Annotated in this window: 9 protein-coding genes; all 9 read left to right on the top strand. The window is 44.6% G+C overall.

Going from position 1 to position 19,138, the window contains the following annotated elements; translation table 11 throughout:
• The first annotated feature begins 66 nt into the window (after positions 1–66).
• The 9 genes from J0656_RS11735 (at position 67) to J0656_RS11695 (ending at position 19,067) form a co-directional block, all read left to right on the top strand.
• Positions 67–1,260: a FecR family protein gene (locus J0656_RS11735; RefSeq protein ID WP_207033981.1), complete on the top strand. Its 1,194-nt coding sequence runs from the start codon at positions 67–69 to the stop codon at positions 1,258–1,260.
• A gap of 214 nt (positions 1,261–1,474) precedes the next feature.
• Entirely contained in the window at positions 1,475–4,864 is a 3,390-nt protein-coding gene (locus J0656_RS11730; RefSeq protein WP_207033979.1) for a TonB-dependent receptor, read from the top strand.
• A gap of 14 nt (positions 4,865–4,878) precedes the next feature.
• Entirely contained in the window at positions 4,879–6,639 is a 1,761-nt protein-coding gene (locus J0656_RS11725) for a RagB/SusD family nutrient uptake outer membrane protein (protein ID WP_207033977.1), read from the top strand.
• 158 nt (positions 6,640–6,797) lie between these two features.
• Complete coding sequence (locus J0656_RS11720; protein WP_207033975.1) at positions 6,798–8,972, top strand: hypothetical protein; 2,175 nt, start codon at positions 6,798–6,800, stop codon at positions 8,970–8,972.
• A gap of 31 nt (positions 8,973–9,003) precedes the next feature.
• Entirely contained in the window at positions 9,004–10,221 is a 1,218-nt protein-coding gene (locus J0656_RS11715; protein WP_207033973.1) for an AGE family epimerase/isomerase, read from the top strand.
• The gene (locus tag J0656_RS11710; protein WP_207033971.1) at positions 10,208–11,647 is read left to right on the top strand and encodes a sugar porter family MFS transporter; all 1,440 of its coding nucleotides are present in this window, start codon (positions 10,208–10,210) and stop codon (positions 11,645–11,647) included. Before J0656_RS11715 ends, J0656_RS11710 begins: the two co-directional genes overlap by 14 nt.
• Before the next feature lie 162 nt (positions 11,648–11,809).
• Positions 11,810–14,140, top strand: a complete 2,331-nt coding sequence (locus J0656_RS11705; RefSeq protein WP_207033969.1) for a LamG domain-containing protein — start codon at positions 11,810–11,812, stop codon at positions 14,138–14,140.
• 153 nt (positions 14,141–14,293) lie between these two features.
• On the top strand, positions 14,294–15,562 hold the full coding sequence (locus J0656_RS11700; RefSeq protein ID WP_237688923.1) for a Gfo/Idh/MocA family oxidoreductase: 1,269 nt from the start codon (positions 14,294–14,296) through the stop codon (positions 15,560–15,562).
• Between the two features lie 112 nt (positions 15,563–15,674).
• Positions 15,675–19,067: a DUF1080 domain-containing protein gene (locus J0656_RS11695; RefSeq protein ID WP_207033967.1), complete on the top strand. Its 3,393-nt coding sequence runs from the start codon at positions 15,675–15,677 to the stop codon at positions 19,065–19,067.
• Positions 19,068–19,138 lie beyond the last annotated feature (71 nt).

Below are 19,138 nucleotides of genomic sequence, written 5' to 3'. Positions count from 1 at the left end.
TAAATGTTTAACCCCAGTCATTAATTCTATCGTCTTTGGATTAAAGACAGTAACTAAAAATCCTTTATGTCAAGAGATTTCGGCAAAATAATGGAGCTGGCCCAAAAACTGGCCAGAACGATATTTCTAAGAGAGCGCATCGATAAGGTGGATTCCTCAAAGGATCTTGATGATGGGGAGCGAGAATATATAATGCAGAAACTGGGGGAGCCCAGTTATTGGCTAGAAAGAAGCCGCCTAAAAAAGGATATCGACCATGCGCACCAGAAGGATTGGGAAAGGTTAAGGGCCCATATGGTAGGAGATAAAAAAATCAGGCACTTGAGGGCCGTAATTAAGGTCGCCGCGATATTTATAGGTGTTGTTGGCCTCACTTACTTAGGTTTTAAGGAAAATTTCATCACTGATGAAAACGAGGCTCTTTATCAGCAAGAGTCGATTACCTTGGAGCTGGAGAATGGCGCAATAGAGAAATTGACAAGCTCGGGTAGTCGACCGTTCATGAACGGTCAAGGCGGCATTGTCGGGTATCAGAAGGACAATCAAATTGATTATTCAGGTGCTGACCATCAGGATAATCAAGAGCAGCCGCTACAATACCATAGATTGACTGTTCCCTATGGCAAAACGTTCCAGGTTGTGCTTTCGGATGGAACCCGAGTCCATTTGAATGCCGGGACCATGTTGCGGTATCCAGTACGTTTTGTCGAAGGGCGGGATAGAGAGGTGTTTATGGAGGGGGAGGCACTCTTTGATGTGAGCAAGGATGCGAGGCAGCCTTTTGTTGTACATGCGAATCAATTGGGAGTGAAAGTGTTGGGGACACAATTTGTCGTTTCATCCTATCCCGAGGATACATCTATCAATACGATTTTATTGGAGGGTTCTGTAGGACTCTATAGGGCTTCCCATAACATGGGCTCGGAACAATATACCGTATTGAAGCCAGGGTTCATGGGATCTTGGAACAAAGCAATGGGTGATATCTCGGTAAAGGTAGTAGATACGGATATCTATACTGCGTGGACCAATGGCAGAGTGGTATTTAGCCATTTGAAATTCAACGACATCATCAAAAAATTGGCCCGATGTTATAATGTGTCCATTACCAACAACAATGCCCGTTTGGGCGAAGCAACCTTTACGGCCACATTTGATATAAAGGTCGAATCAATCAGGGATATCCTGGAGTCGTTCAAAAGGAACTATGGCTTCGATTATGATTATAGTATCGAAGACAATCAAGTGAATATATACTAACCCTATAAAAATGAAATGCCAATGAAGTGAACCTTCGACAACAAATAACCATCATCCCTGCATAAAAAAATCGGAAAATGCGGACACATTCCCCGATTGGATGTAAGGGTTGATCTAAACCAAATGTTAAATCATCTTAATACAGAACGAAGATATGAAAATCCTTTCGATGTTAAGGGGCATGCCCCCCTTATACTTGAAGTTAGACCTTAAAATGAAACTGACAGTCTATCTTTTTATCATTTCCCTTTTTCATGTTCAGGCCAATTCGTATGCCCAGAACACGAAAATATCCTTGCACATGGACAATGTAAGCGTTGAAAAAGTATTGCGGGAAATAGAGTCCAATACACAGTTTAAATTCTTGTACAACGATAGTGAAATTGAATATGCTAAAAAAGTTTCGATCAATGTAAAGAACAAGCGTATTTCCAGAATATTGGATGAGCTGTTCCTTGATACGCCCATAACTTATGAGGTCTTCAAGAAACAGATTATACTTAAGCGTTCCATGCCCACCGTGGATGAGGATCACCCCAAGAGGGACCGATCAAATCAAGATGACCAACAAACCGTTTCGGGTGCTGTAGAGGATGTCGACGGAAACCCTTTGCCTGGGGTCAATGTCCTAGTAGATGGCACGACAAATGGTACCCAGACCGATTTTGATGGCAATTATTCCATTGAGGCGGTTGAAGGCGATATTCTTGTATTTTCTTATATGGGGATGATATCCCAACGCATAGAGGTGACCTCGGGTACAGTGGATGTGACTATGAAGGAAAACACCAGTCAACTGGATGAGGTCGTTGTAGTAGGGTATGGGGTACAGAAGAAGGAGAATCTGACCGGTGCCGTTGGTGAGACCTCTAGTGTGGTCCTTGAAAACAGGGCGGTCCAGAATGCTGGACAGGCATTACAGGGTACCGTTGCCAACCTGAACGTGACAACGAATCCCGGTTCACCAGGAAGAATCGGTCAAGGATCCGCTTTTCAGATTAGAGGTCTCGGGGACATCAATGGTGGAGCTTCACCACTGGTACTTATAGATGGGGTGCAGGGAGATCTGAACCTGCTCAATCCGGTGGACATAGAAAGTATTTCCGTACTAAAGGATGCTGCTTCCGCTGCAATTTATGGAGCACGTGCAACCTTTGGGGTTATTTTGGTGACCACTAAAAAAGGATCCAGAAGAGAGACCAAAGTAAGTATCAATAGTTCAGTATCGAACAATGCCCAGACCGTTTTTCCAAAAACAGTGAATTCTTTGCTTCATGCCCAAACGATGAACGCCGCTGCTGCCAATTCGGGAATGAACCCGATTTTTGGTCCAGATCAGATGGATAGGATACGACAGTATCTTTCCGATCCCGGAAGTGTTCCCACCACAGTTCCCGAGCCCGGAGACCCTTCACGGTGGAGTTATGCACTGGGAAATGCAAACGTGGATTACTTTGATGCATATTACAGTGATTCCATGGTAAGCCAAAAGCATGATTTTGCTGTAAGTGGCGGAGGGGACAATACGGATTACCGTATCTCCTTGGGCTATCTGGATCAAGATGGGATTTTTGAAATGGGAAAAGACAACTACAAGAGATACAACCTTTTGGCCAATATCAATACAGATTTGAACGAAAAGCTCAAGTTTAGATTCCAGACCTTGTATAACCGAGGTTTTACCAATGAACCCTATGATTATTCCGCACAAACAGGGGATTTGTTCCATATCGCCTACACAAGACCGCCACATTGGCCGTTGTACGACCCAAACGGATATCCTTTATGGACTTCCGAAATCCAATATTTTGAAGGTTCGAGACGTAAAACTAGGGAGGACGAATTAAAATTGATGGGGACATTGGAATTTGAGCCTGTAAAAGGGTGGAAAACCACTGCGAGGTACTCGTATTCCAAATTGATGACGGAAGCCAATGCCCATCAGGCTATTTTACAAGCTCATGATACGGATGGGAATCCATATGATATTCAATCGGTCAACGCCGTTAGCAAGACCAATGCATCCAGGGACTATGAAAGTTTGGAATTGTTTTCTTCTTATGATAAAACCATCGGCGGACATTACTTCAATATTTTAGTCGGGGGTCAGAGAGAGGATTATACCCGCAACGCAATATCGGGCTATGTACCGAACTTGGTTACGGATGCCATACCGTCCTTGAATACGGGTACGGGTATTCGACAAACATCCGATTCGATTGATGAATGGGTCAATATCGGATTTTTTGGCCGGGTCAACTATAATTATGAAGGGAAATATCTATTCGAGGCCAATGCCAGATATGATGGGACCTCGAAATTTCCTGTGGGTAATCAATGGGGCTTTTTTCCGTCTGTATCCGCGGGCTGGAACATCGCCAAGGAAAACTTTTTTAAGGTAGAGGAGATCAACTCCTTGAAATTAAGGGCATCGTATGGGGAACTAGGAAATCAACAAGTTTCAAATTACCTTTTTTATGCACAAGTGCCCATTCGTACGAACCTAGGTTATATCATTGATGGGGAACGCCCCAACTATATTTCCGCACCTGGATTGGTCAGCAATAATTTGACCTGGGCAACTGCGAACACATTGGATTTCGGTTTGGATGCAACTTTGTTGAAGAATCGTTTGAGCCTAAGTTTTGATTGGTTTGAAAGAAAGACAATGGATATGGTCGGGCCAGCGCAAGCTTTGCCTTCTATTTTAGGAGTGGGCGTCCCGGTAACCAACAATGCCGATATGGAAACCAAGGGATTTGAGTTGACCTTGGGCTGGAACGATGTCATCAATGAGGAGTTCAATTATTCGCTTCAACTCAACTTGTCGGACAACTTCTCCAAAGTGACCAGATACAATAGCCCGACCAACAATATCTGGGGTTATTACGAAGGCAAGGAAATAGGTGAGATTTGGGGATATACCACTGCCGGTATTATCCAGACCGATGAGCAGTTGAACAATATGGCCGACCAAACGACCTATATCTATGGGGGCAACTGGAATCTTGGGGATATCGAATACACGGATTTGAACGGTGATGGTGTCATATCACAAGGGGAGAATACCATTGAAGACCCTGGAGATCTGACACGGATAGGAAATACCACCCCACGTTATGCCTTTGGATTTACAACCAGGTTCGAATGGAAAGGGTTCGATTTCAATATGTTTTGGCAAGGGATTGCCAAGAGGGAAGTGTGGCTCGGTGACATCCCGTTCTTTGGACTTACAGGTAGTTGGACGCAGCAAGTGTTCGAAACGACCATGGATTACTGGTCACCGGAAAATACGGACGCCTATTTTGCCAGACCCTATGCAACCGGGGAAATCAGCAAAAACCAACAACGGCAAACCAGATTTTTACAAGATGCTTCCTATGCACGGTTGAAAAACCTTCAATTGGGCTACTCCCTCCCGAATTCGGTTCTGGACCCCTTGGGCTTTAGTAGGCTTAGGGTTTACGTGAGCGGGGAAAACTTATTGACCTTTTCTCCCATTGATGAGAATTTTGACCCGGAAAGATTACATGGAAACTATGGTCCGGGTAAATCATACCCGTTGTTTAGAACAATCACCATGGGTGTAAATATTGAATTTTAAAAATGGACATGATCATGAAAAAACATACACTAGTCATAATGATGGCCGTACTATTTGTTGCGATGCTATCATGCGAAGATGAATTGACCACTATTCCGAAGGATACCATCACGGACCAAGGAATTACCTTCTCGGCCAATGAAATGGAGATGTACGCCAATCAGTTTTATACATCCTTGCCCGGAACCATGGCCGCATGGGCTTGGGAGTCGGATGCCGCATCGGATAATGATGTGCCCGCATCCTTTACATCGTATCCATTGGCATTCGGAACCCAGACGATTCCGGCATCCGGAGGAGGCTGGAATTGGGGCAATATTAGAAATGTGAATTTTTTCCTGGATAATATCTCAGTATCCGAGGCTCCGCAATCGGCCCAGGACAAATATCTGGGGGAGATCCTGTTCTTCAAGGCCTTCTTTTATTTTGACCTGATGAAAAGGTTCGGTGACCTGCCATGGTTGGAAACTACACTGGATGTGGACTCCCCGGAACTTTTCGAAGGGCGTCTTTCAAGATCGGTAGTTGCCGATTCCATACTTTCTGTATTGGACCGTTCCATTGAGAAGCTCCCTGTAAAATCGCAAACCCAATATGGTCGTATACATAGGGATGTGGCGCTACTATTTAAAGCAAGGGTGGCACTTTATGAAGGAACTTGGGAAAAGTATCACGCAGGAACCCCTTTTGAGGGAGATGGAAGGGACGTTGATAGATTTTTCACCCAAGCAAGGGATGCTGCTGAAGAAGTTATGGAAAGTGGATATACGTTGTACAGCGATTTTTCACATCCCGAAATTCCGGAAGGCTTTAGTTACTGGAGGTTGTTCTCAACCCCGAGTTCCGAAATTTCAAGTATTTCCGAAGTATTGCTGGCCAGAGAGTATAGTGCCGATTTGGATTTGATCTATTGGGGACAGCAGATCAGGACCTCTGGAGGGCCAAACGGACATGGAATTTCAAAATCTTTAGTGGATGCCTATTTGTGTGATGATGGGTTGCCGATTTCGGTAAGTCCAGAATATTTGGGGGATGAAACACTAGAGAATGTTACGACCAATAGAGACCCTCGCTTGAAAATGACCGTATCCACACCAGGAATGCCGATTAAGATTTTCAATGGTGTGGTCGATACATACGAACTCCCTTTTCTAACATTGAACCCATGGCCCAATACTACGGGATATCAAATATATAAGTGGCTCAGTCCTTTTATAGCAACTGAGGATGCATCTGGTAACAATACCTCCAATGCCGTTCCTTTGTTCAGGTATGCCGAAGCATTATTGATTGCTGCTGAAGCACATGAAGAATTAGGAACTTGTACCCAGGCAGTGTTGGATAGGACCATCAATTTACTGAGGGACAGAGCACGAGTTCCCCATCTCGATGTGAGTGTTGGATTTTCCGACCCCAATTGGAATTTTCCCGGCTTGTCTCCCCTAATGAACGAGATCAGAAGGGAGAGAAGAGTGGAATTGGCCTTCGAAGGATTTAGAAGAGATGATCTGTACCGCTGGGCAGCCACGGATTTGATTCGAGCGCCCCGACTTGGGTCCAAATTGGAGCAATGGAGGGACCGATCTTTTGAGCCTGCATATGATGTGGATGAAGTATCTCAACGGATAGAAAATGTCGATGGCTACATTTCTCCTTTATTACAGACCTTCGGCGAAGGGGAAGTTGGCTTTGATCCTTCAAAAAATTACTTGGCACCATTGCCCGTAGATCAACTTACATTGAACCCAAACTTGGAGCAAAACCCAGGTTACTAGCCATTACGCCTATTAAAAAGCGGTTTAGTTGTGGCCTTTCGATTTTCTGGAAGGCCACAAACTAAATCATGGATTGTTTTATGGATATTCCCATCTTTTAGGGACTTCCAACAACCAGATTGTGTTCTGTAAACCTTCTATAACCATAACCTTACGTAATGAAATCAGTTCTGAAAACACTTATGTTCTTAGGGCCTTTGGCCATTATTTATATCCTATTTGTCCATTATGCATCACCTCAGAAAATACATGTTTACTGTAATGAAAGCAATGATCTATATGGGGTCATCCAAAAATTGGAGCATTTAAAAGTGGTTCGCTATAATAATCTAGAGCAATTGATGCATGGCGTTGGTCCTGGGGAACCATCACTTATTTTAGCAGACAGTTACCCAGGTGAACGCTTGACGTTTCCAGAGAATTTTTTCAATCTATTAAAGGAGAGGAAAAGTCGTTTTTATGTCGAGTTTGCAGATCGGCTCCCAGGGGTAGTGACCCAACCGAAAAATGAAACGCCAAGGTATGAACGGGCGGTGGTCAACTCTTCTTTTTTTGGAAGTTCAGTGGATAGTTTGGACATCTTGGCCGTTAATGGACTTACGTATGTTCCGGTCCAAGTTTCCGAGGCACATATGGTAGCAACTAGAGTAGCTGGCCTGGATAGCGCCATTTATGGAATTCCAGAATCGACTAATCCCCTGCTGTTTGAATTAAACGGTTATGAAGGGTTGGTATCCACTACGGGACTGAGCAATTTCCTTAAAGGAAGGTATGCCCCACAAGAGGAATGGCAAGGGGTTTGGAAAGGTATTCTCCATTATTTGCTCGGCGATACCTTGAGCATCGATACATTGGAATGGGAACCTAAAATTCGAACGACCTATGCTAGTAAAGAATCATTGCCGGAGGATGTCCGCAGAAAAAGTATCCAGCGGGGAATGGCATGGTTTCAAAATGCCAAAATGCTGGTGCCGGAGAACTATAACGTGATATTGGGGAACCACCCCGACAAAGATATCAAGACCGAGTTTATCAACTGGAGCGACACCATTCCCGTAGGGGATGGTAGCAGTGGGGTATTCGAATGTATTTTTTCCAGGATAGATGAAACGGGAAACCAACCCATTGGCGTCGTAGTCAGGGGGGATTGCACCGGTGAGGTAGCGGGAGCTTTTGCTACATCCGGTAAGTTTCTTGATAGAAGGGACAACTACAAGGTCGCCAATAATCTTTTGGCCTTTTATTTGAAAGAATCCCCCGCTTTGAAAGGGGCATATGGAGACCCTGGACATGGTGCTTATGGTCTTGTCCCTTGGGGCATTTCCAGCTATGCCTGGTATAAGGCCAATTATGGGGATGATAATGCCCGTCTTTTTCTTGGTGCCATCATCACTACGGCAATCACAGGGAACCTTGAACATGACAATACATTGATGCGAATGTTGCTCGCATTGTACAGGACCACGGGCAAGAATGGTTTCAGAGGGGATAGGATAGATTTGCCCCAATTACAGGAAAATGGATGGCAACATTATTATGATGGTGAAGTCCTAAACCTTTCCCCGCATATGGAGGCATATCTCTGGGCCTGTTTTCTCTGGGCCTATGATAAGACCGGAGACCCTATTTTTCTGGAACGTACCAAAAAAGCGATAAAGACCACGATGGAAGGCTATCCGGATAAATGGAAATGGATGAACGGATTGGCCCAGGAAAAGGCTAGGATCATTTTGCCCCTGGCTTGGTTGGTACGGGTGGAAGATTCTTATGAAAACAGGAAAATGCTCTATACCGCCCTGGACGGCTTATTGGAGCTCCAGGATGAGAGCGGTGCCATTAGGGAAGAATTGGGAAGCATCGAAAAGGGCGTTTTCCCACCTTCCAAGAGCAATGCCGACTATGGTCTGCACGAAGCCTCCCTGATTGCCAAGAACGGGGATTCCGTAAGCGATCTCCTCTATACTACAAATTTTGCTTTGGTTGGCCTTCATGAAGCATGGTATACCCTTAAGGATCCAAAGATAAAGGCCGCCCTTGACCAATTATCAGAGTTTCTCTTCCGTATCCAGGTAAAATCTCCGGAACATCCCGAGCTGGACGGAGGGTGGATGAGGGCCTTTGATTTTGAAAGGTTCGAACATTGGGGGTCAAATGCGGATGCCGGTTGGGGAGCTTGGGCCATCGAAAGTGGGTGGACACAGGGCTGGATTACGACCATACTGTCCCTTCGTGGTCTGGACACCTCTATTTGGGACCTGACCCGGCAATCGGAGATAGGGGACCATTATAGCCAATTAAAGAAGGAAATGTTGCCTTCCACTGAACATCGATAGGATAAAACAACCAAAGACAATAGGAATTACATTGGAAAACAAGAAAGATATAACAGAGGACTTGGACGGACTGAAAGAGGTCTATCGTTCCGCACTTTTTGACGATTTGGTACCGTGGTGGGAAACCCATTCCGTTGATCAAATAAAGGGAGGTTTTTTGACGCGTCTCGCTAAGGATGGTACACCTTATTCCGAGGACAAGGATATGTGGATGACGGGCAGGCAGGTATGGATGTTCAGTCATTTGTACAACCGGTTCGAAAAGCGGGAACAATGGAAGGAAATTGCTGGACATGGATTGGACTTTATGCTCGAGCATGCATTTTGTGATAATGGAAAGGTGCATTTTAGACTGGATGGCCATGGTAGGCCGGTATCCTCGGTACTGAGCTTGTACACCGAGGTTTTTTGCGCTATTGCATTGGCCGAATATGCAGCACTGGCAAAAGATGACCAATTAAAGGACCGGGCTTTCAGGATGTACGATTTTTTACTGGGTAGGCTCGGGCAGCCATCGGACACCCCTATGTTGGGGTATCCGCTCAATAGGAAGTTTCACTTACATTCCCATGATATGTGCAGGATTACGGTGGCTAAGGTTTTCAAGGATATTTGGCCTTTGAAACGTTTTGAAGATGACATTACCTTGTCCATCGAATCCATACTGAAAAGACATTGGAAACCGGATCAAGGCTATCTTTTGGAAAATGTTGGGATGGATGGATCGAGCATGTTGGATATCCCGGAAGGCCGTCTCTTTCACCCGGGGCATGCCATAGAGAGTGCATGGATGATCATGGAAATCGGTATCGAGCGCAAGGAGGAATACTGGATCAATGAGGCGGTAGCTATCATATTGGCATCAATGGAACATGGTTGGGACAAAGATTTTGGGGGTATCCGCTACCTTACGAATATCGATTGGACCCCTACACATGAACTGGAAGCAGACCTGAAATTATGGTGGCCCCATGGAGAGGCGTTGTATGCTCTCTTGCTGGGATGGCTCCAAACGGGAAGGGATGATTTGAAGGTGTGGTATCAAAAAGTCCATCACTATACGTTTACGCATTTTCCCGATAGGGAACATGGCGAATGGTATGGCTATCTAAATCGGGATGGAAGCCCGGTCTGGTCAATGAAGGCCAATGGATGGAAAGGATTTTTCCACATTCCCAGGATACTGTTAAGGTGTCATCAATTATTGGAGCTCACCATCAAATCAGATGCAGAAAATGACCGATTTTAACAGTAAGGTGGGCGCAGCGTCGTCAGGCAGCTCTCTTTTAGTGGTACAGGTTTGTTTGGTGGCCTCCTTGGGAGGAGTGCTGTTCGGTTTTGATACCGCTGTTATTTCTGGGACCATTGGTATGGTAGAGACCCAATTTGGCTTGGATAAAGTGGAGGTCGGGTGGTTTGGAAGTGCAGCCTTGATAGGGGCAATTATCGGTTCGTTGATCTCGGGTGTACTTGGGGACCGATACGGGCGCAGGTATATACTCCTTGTTTCAGCCGTACTTTTTTTTCTCTCTGCGTTGGGGTCTACTTTGCCATCCTCCTTTAGTGCATTGATCATTGCTAGGCTTGTCGGTGGCCTGGGAATAGGTATTGCCTCTGTCTTGGCGCCACTATATATCTCTGAGTTTTCCCCGGCCAAAATACGGGGACGTCTTGTGGCATTGTACCAATTATCAATTGTCATCGGCATATTATTGGCCTATTTCTCCAACTGGGCCGTATTGGGCCTTGTCCAGATGGATTCGATAGGCCTTGAGGGGATGGAAACTCTCAACAAGATTATGGTATCGGAGACCTGGAGGGCGATGTTCGGAACCGAGATGTTGCCCGCTCTTTTGTTCTTCTTGCTGTTATGGACCATTCCTGAAAGTCCAAGGTGGTTGATCAAGGAAGGGAAAGACAAAAAAGCCATGGCCATATTGGAGCGCATAAACGGACGACGCTCCTTACCTGTCGAATTCAATACAATTGTAGAGTCCCTGTCCCAAAAAGGAGGCTTACTGAAAGAGCTGACCCAGCCAGGTTTTAAAAGGGCACTGATCGCAGGACTGGGACTTTCCATATTTGGGCAGTTTACCGGAGTGAACATCATTGTCTATTATGGCCCGGATATACTAAGCGATGCAGGCATCAACTTTGATGGGGCCCTAAAATTCCAAGTAGCGATAGGGTTTATCAACCTTGTTTTTACGGCACTGGCGCTTTGGAAAATAGATAGTTGGGGACGTAGGCCACTTTTGATATGGGGCATGTCATCCGTTTGTACATCCTTGATCGTTATAGGTGTTTTGTTTTCTTTGCCATCCATTCCCAGTATTTGGGTCGTAGCCATGCTGTGCATCTATATGGCAAGCTTGGCATTTTCCATAAACGCCGTCATATGGGTTCTATTGGGGGAACTGTACCCTACACAGATCAGGGGACGTGCGATGTCATTGGTGACCTTCGCCAATTGGGGCGCCAATTTCGGGACTGCATTTTTGTTTCCTTGGCTTGTTTCCGTGATCGGAATGGATTCGAGCTTCTTTCTTTTTGCAGTTTTTTGTTTTTTAGCAACAATTTTTTTCCATCAAATGATACCGGAGACCAAGGGCAGGACACTTGAGGAGATTGAAGAATATTGGAGAGACCATGATGCCCAGGATGCGGAACCTTGATAAAGACCGGTACTTGAACGGTTACGGCTAGGTTACACTTTTCAAATATTGTACGACAATCGAATTTCTTAGAGGCGGTATAAAAAGTTTTTTATGAGTAATATTGTCCATGTATTGAAAAAATGATAATCCAATAATTTTATATATTCGGCTGTTATGGCCATGAGCTTTATAGCGTACAATTTTTCCATCCGATCCAAACGCTCTTCCCAGTGGTGCATGTATTGCTTGTGGATTCTTTTTTTAGGGATGCGGATTACTTATTCCCAAAGTTATCCATCGTTAACGGAAGATGAGCGCCTTGAGCTTCGAACCACTGCCCATGTAGTAGTGGATCTCAATGATGCAAGTTTTGATACATTGTCCCCCATATTGGTGCCCGATAATGTTCCCTTGGCCGTAATTCCTTCTGAAAGTAGTGAAGAGAACGCCAGTTTTTTTGAGCAGTATGTCCGTTACCAAAACCAGTTGGTGGTCCTTGGACAGGAGGGGTCTTTGACAAAGGTTCCCGAAAACCTTTCCATGGTCTGGGTAGCTGACTCGGATGTGGAAAGTGTGGAGCTTATTTCCAAGGGGAAACCCAATCTCTCGCAAGGCGCAAATGAAAAGGAACTTCTAGGTATTTATCCTTACCGGGGAAATGAACCAACATATAATGAACTATTGGATATTTGGCAGTATAAAGGAAAAATGCCCAATTTCATCAAAGCCGAATCCTCCTTTGAACACATTGACAGTTTAGTGCGCCGATTGAATCGTAGTCCAAAGATATTCGGAACTGTACGGACGGAAGAAGGGTTATTGGACGGGGTCATTTTTAAAAATTATTCCGGTGCTCAAGTGGATGGATATTTTAGCTATCCGGTTTTGGACACCTTATCGCTTCCCATATTGGTGCCCTACAAGCCGGGGTTCCATTTTTCCCCTGATATTATCTATACCACTCCCGAAAACCTGAACAACAAAAAAGAGTTTGTCGGTTTTCCCTTGAACCCAGAATATGGCCTTTCCCATCACTTTGAATTCAAAGAAGGTCCCAACGATGTTCTGGCCAAAAATGGAAAGGGGCTTATTTCAAATGATGTAATGGCAAAGAAGGATTCGGTATATGGAAAGGTTAGTTACTTCGCGGATGGAGCCTATGTCGACGTAGGTATCTCCAGTAAAGCTTCTTTAAAGGGAAATTTTACCATTAGTGCTTGGATAAAACCAACCCAACGGGGGCACAATAACAGTATTCTTGGGAAGGGAGATAACTTTGTCTTTAAGATACATGATGGCTTTTTGACCTTTACCATGGCAGGGATAAAGGATTACATGTCCACTTCTTCACCGATACCCTTGAACGAATGGTCCCATGTTGCATTGGTCCATTCCAAGATGGGCAATACACTTTTTTTCTATATCAATGGGGAACGTACCGATAGTGTCGAGCTGATTTCCGAATATGAAACGTCAGATTATAATATCCTTATAGGGAGTAATCTATGGGAAGAATTTTTTGAAGGTTATATCCGAGAAATAAAAATATGGGAGCGGGAATTGAACGATGCTGAAATCAGTGCACACTATGCTCAGACCATTACCTTGGAAAAGGACAGGGATTTTTTGGGATATATTGTCACTTTACTGGTTTTGTTCAGTGCCGGATATATTGTGTTTCGGTATAGAAGAAAACAACCGGAACTCCAGGGGTCGAATCAAAAGAAGGCTGCCGTCCTACCAAAAGTTCATAAGGAGCGCGGGGCAGGCCAAGGACAAATACGGTGCTTTGGTCCCCTAAAGATTATCGACAAGGATGGTTCCGACCTGGCCAAAAAGCTGTCCCCGCTCCAAAAGAAAATGTTCATGATCATTTTTTTACATAGCCAAGGAAGTGAAAAGGGCATAGATACCAAGGGCCTTACCGAATTGCTTTGGCCTGGTAGGAGTGTGGCGGATGCAAAAAATACAAGGGGGACAACGATTCAAAATTTAAGACAGCAATTGGCCACTTGTTCAGGTCTTGAGGTGCTCTTTAGGGAAAGGCTCTGGTTTTTGCACTTGGGCGGGAACTGTTATTCGGACTATGCTGTGGCACTGGAATTTTTGGAATTTCTGGATAGTGGGGAGTATTCCGATAAGGAACTTGAAGCTGAACTCAGAAATTTGATTCCCATTGTCAACAAGGGAAGATTGTTCGCCAGCACAAGTGCAGCATGGTTAGATCCGTTCATTGAAAGATTCAGCAATCAGATCGTGGAACAATTTATCCAAATTAGCAAGAATCCAAATATCAGTAGAGATACCGATATCATGTTTGATCTGGCCGAGGTAATCTGTCTCTATGATGACCTCAATGAGCATGCATTGCATGTCAAGCTGAATGTGTTCATAGAACAGGGCAAATTGAGCCTGGCACATCAAGCTTACCATAACTTCAAAAAACAATATGAGAAACTCTACGGGGAGACCTATGAAGTTTCTTTCGAGGATCTTATTGCTTCCCAATAGGGAACACCGATTTTTGTGGGCAAAATGCGAAAAAAACACATTTTTTTAATCCATTACCCCATTTGGTACCCCTTTTTTTAAGCCCTTGCTTTTTTATTTGCGGCATCGTTGATCAATGAGCTTGTTGTAAATAATCAAATCAGAGCATACCAAATGAAAAAAGAAATCGAAAGTAGAAGAGGGTTTGTAAAAAAATCCTTGATAGCGGCCACAGGGTTAAGTATCATACCTAGGCATGTTTTGGGCGGTCCAAACTTTATTCCTCCCAGTGATCAACTCACCAAAGCGGTAATTGGTGTTGGTGGCATGGGACAGGGTCATTTGACCTATGAGGGAACTAGGCTATTGGCCATATGCGATGCGGATGGAAAGCATTTGGCCGATACGCTCAAGAAGGTCGATGGTAGTGTTAAGGGGTACCGTGATTTTAGGGAAGTCCTTGAGAGGCCGGACATCGATATTGTTCATATCGCGACCCCTCCACATTGGCATGGACTGATGTCAATTATGGCCGCAGAGGCAGGTAAGGATGTTTGGTGCGAGAAACCGATGACCAGAACCATTGGTGAGGGTAAGCGTGTGGTGGAAGCTATGAAAGTCCATGGAAAAATGTTCCGATTGAATACCTGGTTCCGCTTTAAGGATAATTTCTACGGTATGGGAACCCCGGTGAAAAAACTAAAGAAAGTGGTCGATAGCGGTGCGCTCGGATGGCCATTAAAAGTTACGATAAGTGGGGTTACCGGTTTTAATTGGAAGTTCTATTGGGTAGGCAAGGAGAATTTGGCACCGCAATCTGTTCCCGATTATTTGGATTATAATATGTGGTTGGGGCCAGCTCCTGAAAAACCCTACAACCCGCATCGTGTCCATTCCACTTTTAGAGGATATTGGGACTATGATGGTGGAGGATTGGGCGATATGGGCCAGCATTACATTGATCCGGTTCAGTATTTTCTGGGAAAGGATCATACCAGCCCTGTCAAGGTTGAGGTGGATGCCCCGCAACAGCATTATGATGCCATTGGAACTTGGCGAAGGATAACCTATACCTATGCAGATGGTTGTCAAATTATATTGGATGGAGAAAACAGTGACAAACATGCGGCCTATATTGAAGGGCCCGATGGCAAAATTTTCAATGGATTTAAATCAACCATACCAAATATCGAAGGGCTTATTGATACACTTCCCGATCCAGAGGAACAGATTACCTCATTTTCGGAGTCCGTAAAGACCCGTCAAAAATTTGCACTGAACGAGGAGAACGGTCATCGCTCTGCAACCATTGTGAACATGGGGGTAGTGGCTCTTCGATTAGGTCGAAACCTCGATTTTGACCCAATCAAACAAGAGTTTGTGAACGACCCGGAAGCCAATAGGTTATTGGACCAACCCATGCGAACCTCTTGGGCCAACTGATTATCATTTAAAACTCCTATTTGAAGAAATAAAGAAAGCGCCAATCTAATGCACGTTGCCATTCGAGAACTGATTGGATCAGGTGCATTCAAATGGTCAAAAATCACGAAAAATGAAAAGAATACAATACATTATATCATCGCTCTTTTTGCTCCTTGCCCTACAAGTTTCCACTGGACAGATCAACCGGACTTTGGAAACAAAAGTAGTGGATATATTGGCCCAGTTCCCTACCAAAGATCTAGAGCATTCGGACAGACTCATGCAAGAATTGGTGGGTTTGCAGGCCGAAGGGATCAATAAATTATGTGATCGAATCGTTCCTTTGGGAACAGGGGATGATACTCCAGCAAGGTATGCCGTCCACAGTTTGGCGGTTTATGCCGGTAAGCACCGGGTAGGTACTGTGGAGAAAGCGCTGCTCAATGCTTTAGAGGAGGCGAAAAACAAAGAGATAAAAACGTTTTTTATCGACCGTTTGGCATTTTGCGGAACCGATACCAGTGTAGCGTCATTGGGTAAATACCTTTTGGATGGAGAATTATATACGCCGGCACTGGCCACATTGACAGCCATAGGCACTCCGGGCGCCGGAGCAATCATTCATGCTACAACCAAATCGGTCGATGGTCTGCAGAAAGCGGCATTCCTCACAGTACTGGGACGTTTACGCTATGTTCCTGCTAAGGGATATTTGGAAGGAGTTGTATCAGACCCTGCCTCGGATAGCATTGTCAGACAAAAAGCACTGATGGCATTGGCAGAAATAGCTGATCCCAAATCGGTTGATATGATGTCCAGAGCTGTGGAGCGTGAGGAATATCGACTGGGTGATAGCCGCGCCATTATTGCATATATACATTTTGGAAACAGACTTATCGAGCAAGGAAATGCGTCCTTGGCCGAGCAAATAGCAACCTCATTATTGAAAAACTGTACTGCAGATGACCAGTTGCACTTCAGGGCTGCTGGAATCAACCTTCTGGTGTCCGCTATCGGTAAAAATGCAACAAAAACCCTTTTAAAAGAGGCGAAGCACCATGATGCGGCTTACACTGGAAGTGTGTTAAGGGCGGCAGGTCAATACCTTACGCAGACCTCGGTATCAAAATGGGTGAAACAGTACAGAAAAATGGAGGATGCCGGTAAAGTTCAACTTCTGGAAATGCTCAGGGAGCGTAAAGAGCCGGAGGTATTGGACAAATGCATTGAAAGAGCCATCGAATCCGATAACGAAACGTTAAGATTGGCTGGTATAAGGGCTTTGGATTTTCAAGAAAAGGACAAGGCGTTGCCATTGCTCTTTAGAATACTGGACGGGGCTACGTCCGATAGGATACTGTCTACCATCCAAAATACGTTGATGAAAATAGTAAGTACCAAAGATGCAGCGCTGATTGCTGAAGAATTAGCACTTACCAATAACCGGAAGGCCAAGGCTGTCCTGGTACATGTGTTGGCCGAACGAAATGCCACAAATCAATTTGAGGTGATTGCCAATTTGCTGGACAAAGCGGACGCTGGGCTAAAAAGGGCCATATATAGGGCAATTCCATCTGTTTCGACAGAAAAGGACCTAATGAGGTTGATGAAGCTGCTTTCTATGACAGAAGAGGAGGAGAACATCAATGCTGTGCAGCAAGCCCTTGTAAAAGTTCTTGGTAATGCAGGAAAGGAAAGTGCTCCGGCTATTTATAATGCCTTTGGAGACTTTGAAGATAAATCCAAATTGATTCCGGTCCTTCCCGCACTGAGAGGCCAAAAGGCATTGACCCTCATATCGGAACGCATGCAATTTGGTAATAACAAAGAGAAAAAGGCAGCCATCCTTGCACTCGCAGCATGGAAAGGCAACGAGAGTTTACCATATTTGTTCAAAGCCATAGTCAGTTCAAAAAAAGATATCAGGGAGTTGTCCTTTCGCCAATATTTGAAAAAAGTTGCTACTTCTGACCAACCCGATGATCAAAAACTATTATTGATACGAAAGTTGATGCCGTACAGTAGCACCTTGCCAGAGAAAAAACAAGTGATAGTAGCAGCCCGATCGGCAAAGACATTCCTGTCTTTGGTTTTTGTATCGGATTATTTGGAAGATGCCGATCTAGCGGCTGTGGCATCCAATGCTGTGATTCAGATTGCCTTACCAACGCCCGGTGCCAACAATGGTCTACATGGTGAGGTGGTTCGGGAAGCCGTGTCAAAAAGTATGAAAAACTTAACGGGCCCCGATAGTCAATACCTAAGGATAGATGTACAAGAGTTTTTGGACAAAATGCCTAAAGAAAAAGGATTTGTCCCCATTTTCAATGGCAAAGACCTTACCGGTTGGGAAGGTTTGGTGGAAAATCCCATCAAAAGAAGACAAATGTCCAAAACTGCTCTGAAACAAGCACAAGAAAAGGCCAATGCCCAAATGATGCAGGACTGGTTTGTAAAAGATGGGGTCATAGGCTTTAAGGGTGAAGGCTACAATAATATTTGTACCATAAAGGATTATGGTGATTTTGAGATGCTAGTGGATTGGAAAATTACGCACGGCGGGGATAGTGGAATATACCTTAGGGGAACCCCTCAAGTGCAAATTTGGGACACAGCACGTACCGACGTGGGAGCAGAAGTTGGCAGCGGGGGGTTGTACAATAATCAAAACAATACAAGTAAGCCCTTGGTGGTGGCCGATAATCCCATAAACGAATGGAATACATTTAGAATCAAAATGATCGGGGAACGTGTTACGGTCTATTTGAACGGAAAGTTGGTCACCGACAACGTGGTTTTGGAAAATTATTGGGACAGGGACAACACCATTTTTGTGAAAGAGGCCATAGAACTCCAAGCCCACGGAGAGGACTTGGGCTTTAGGAATGTTTATGTCAGGGAAATAGCTTCAGGCAATGAGCTTCTAAGCCCTGAAGAACAAAGGGAAGGTTTTCAATCCCTTTTCAACGGAAAGGATCTTGACCATTGGATTGGAAACAAGACCGATTATTTGGTCCAAGACAATGAGTTGATGGTTCAGCCTAAACAGGGCGGTCATGGAAATTTATATACTGCCAATGCATATACGGATTTTATTTTTCGATTCGATTTTAAGTTGACCCCGGGAGCCAACAATGGGCTTGGTATCCATGCACCGTTGGAAGGTGATGCGGCCTATGTTGGGAAAGAGTTACAAATTTTGGACAATACGGCCGCCATCTATGCCGATTTAAAACCGTATCAGTATCATGGGTCGGTATATGGAATCGCAGCTGCTAAAAGAGGGTTTTTAAACCCTGTTGGAGAATGGAATTCCCAAGAAGTCACTGTAAAGGGAAATCATGTCAAAATTATGCTCAATAATCATGTTATTCTTGATACCGACATCAAAGAAGCCTCGAAAAACGGGGCTGCGGACGGGCAGCACCATCCCGGGCTCCAGAAAAATACTGGACACATTGGGTTTTTGGGCCATGGTTCTGTACTCTGGTTCCGAAATATCAGGATCAAAGATTTAAAATAGAGATGGATTATAGACGATACAATTTTATGATTAAACATATCGGAATGATGTGCTTATGTTTGGTTTTCAGT

Origin of the sequence: Flagellimonas aurea, from assembly GCF_017313785.1 — a bacterium.
Classification (GTDB): Bacteria; Bacteroidota; Bacteroidia; order Flavobacteriales; family Flavobacteriaceae; genus Flagellimonas; species Flagellimonas aurea.
The sequence above is the reverse complement of the archived record's forward strand: the minus strand, read 5'-3'. Positions and strand labels throughout refer to the sequence as shown.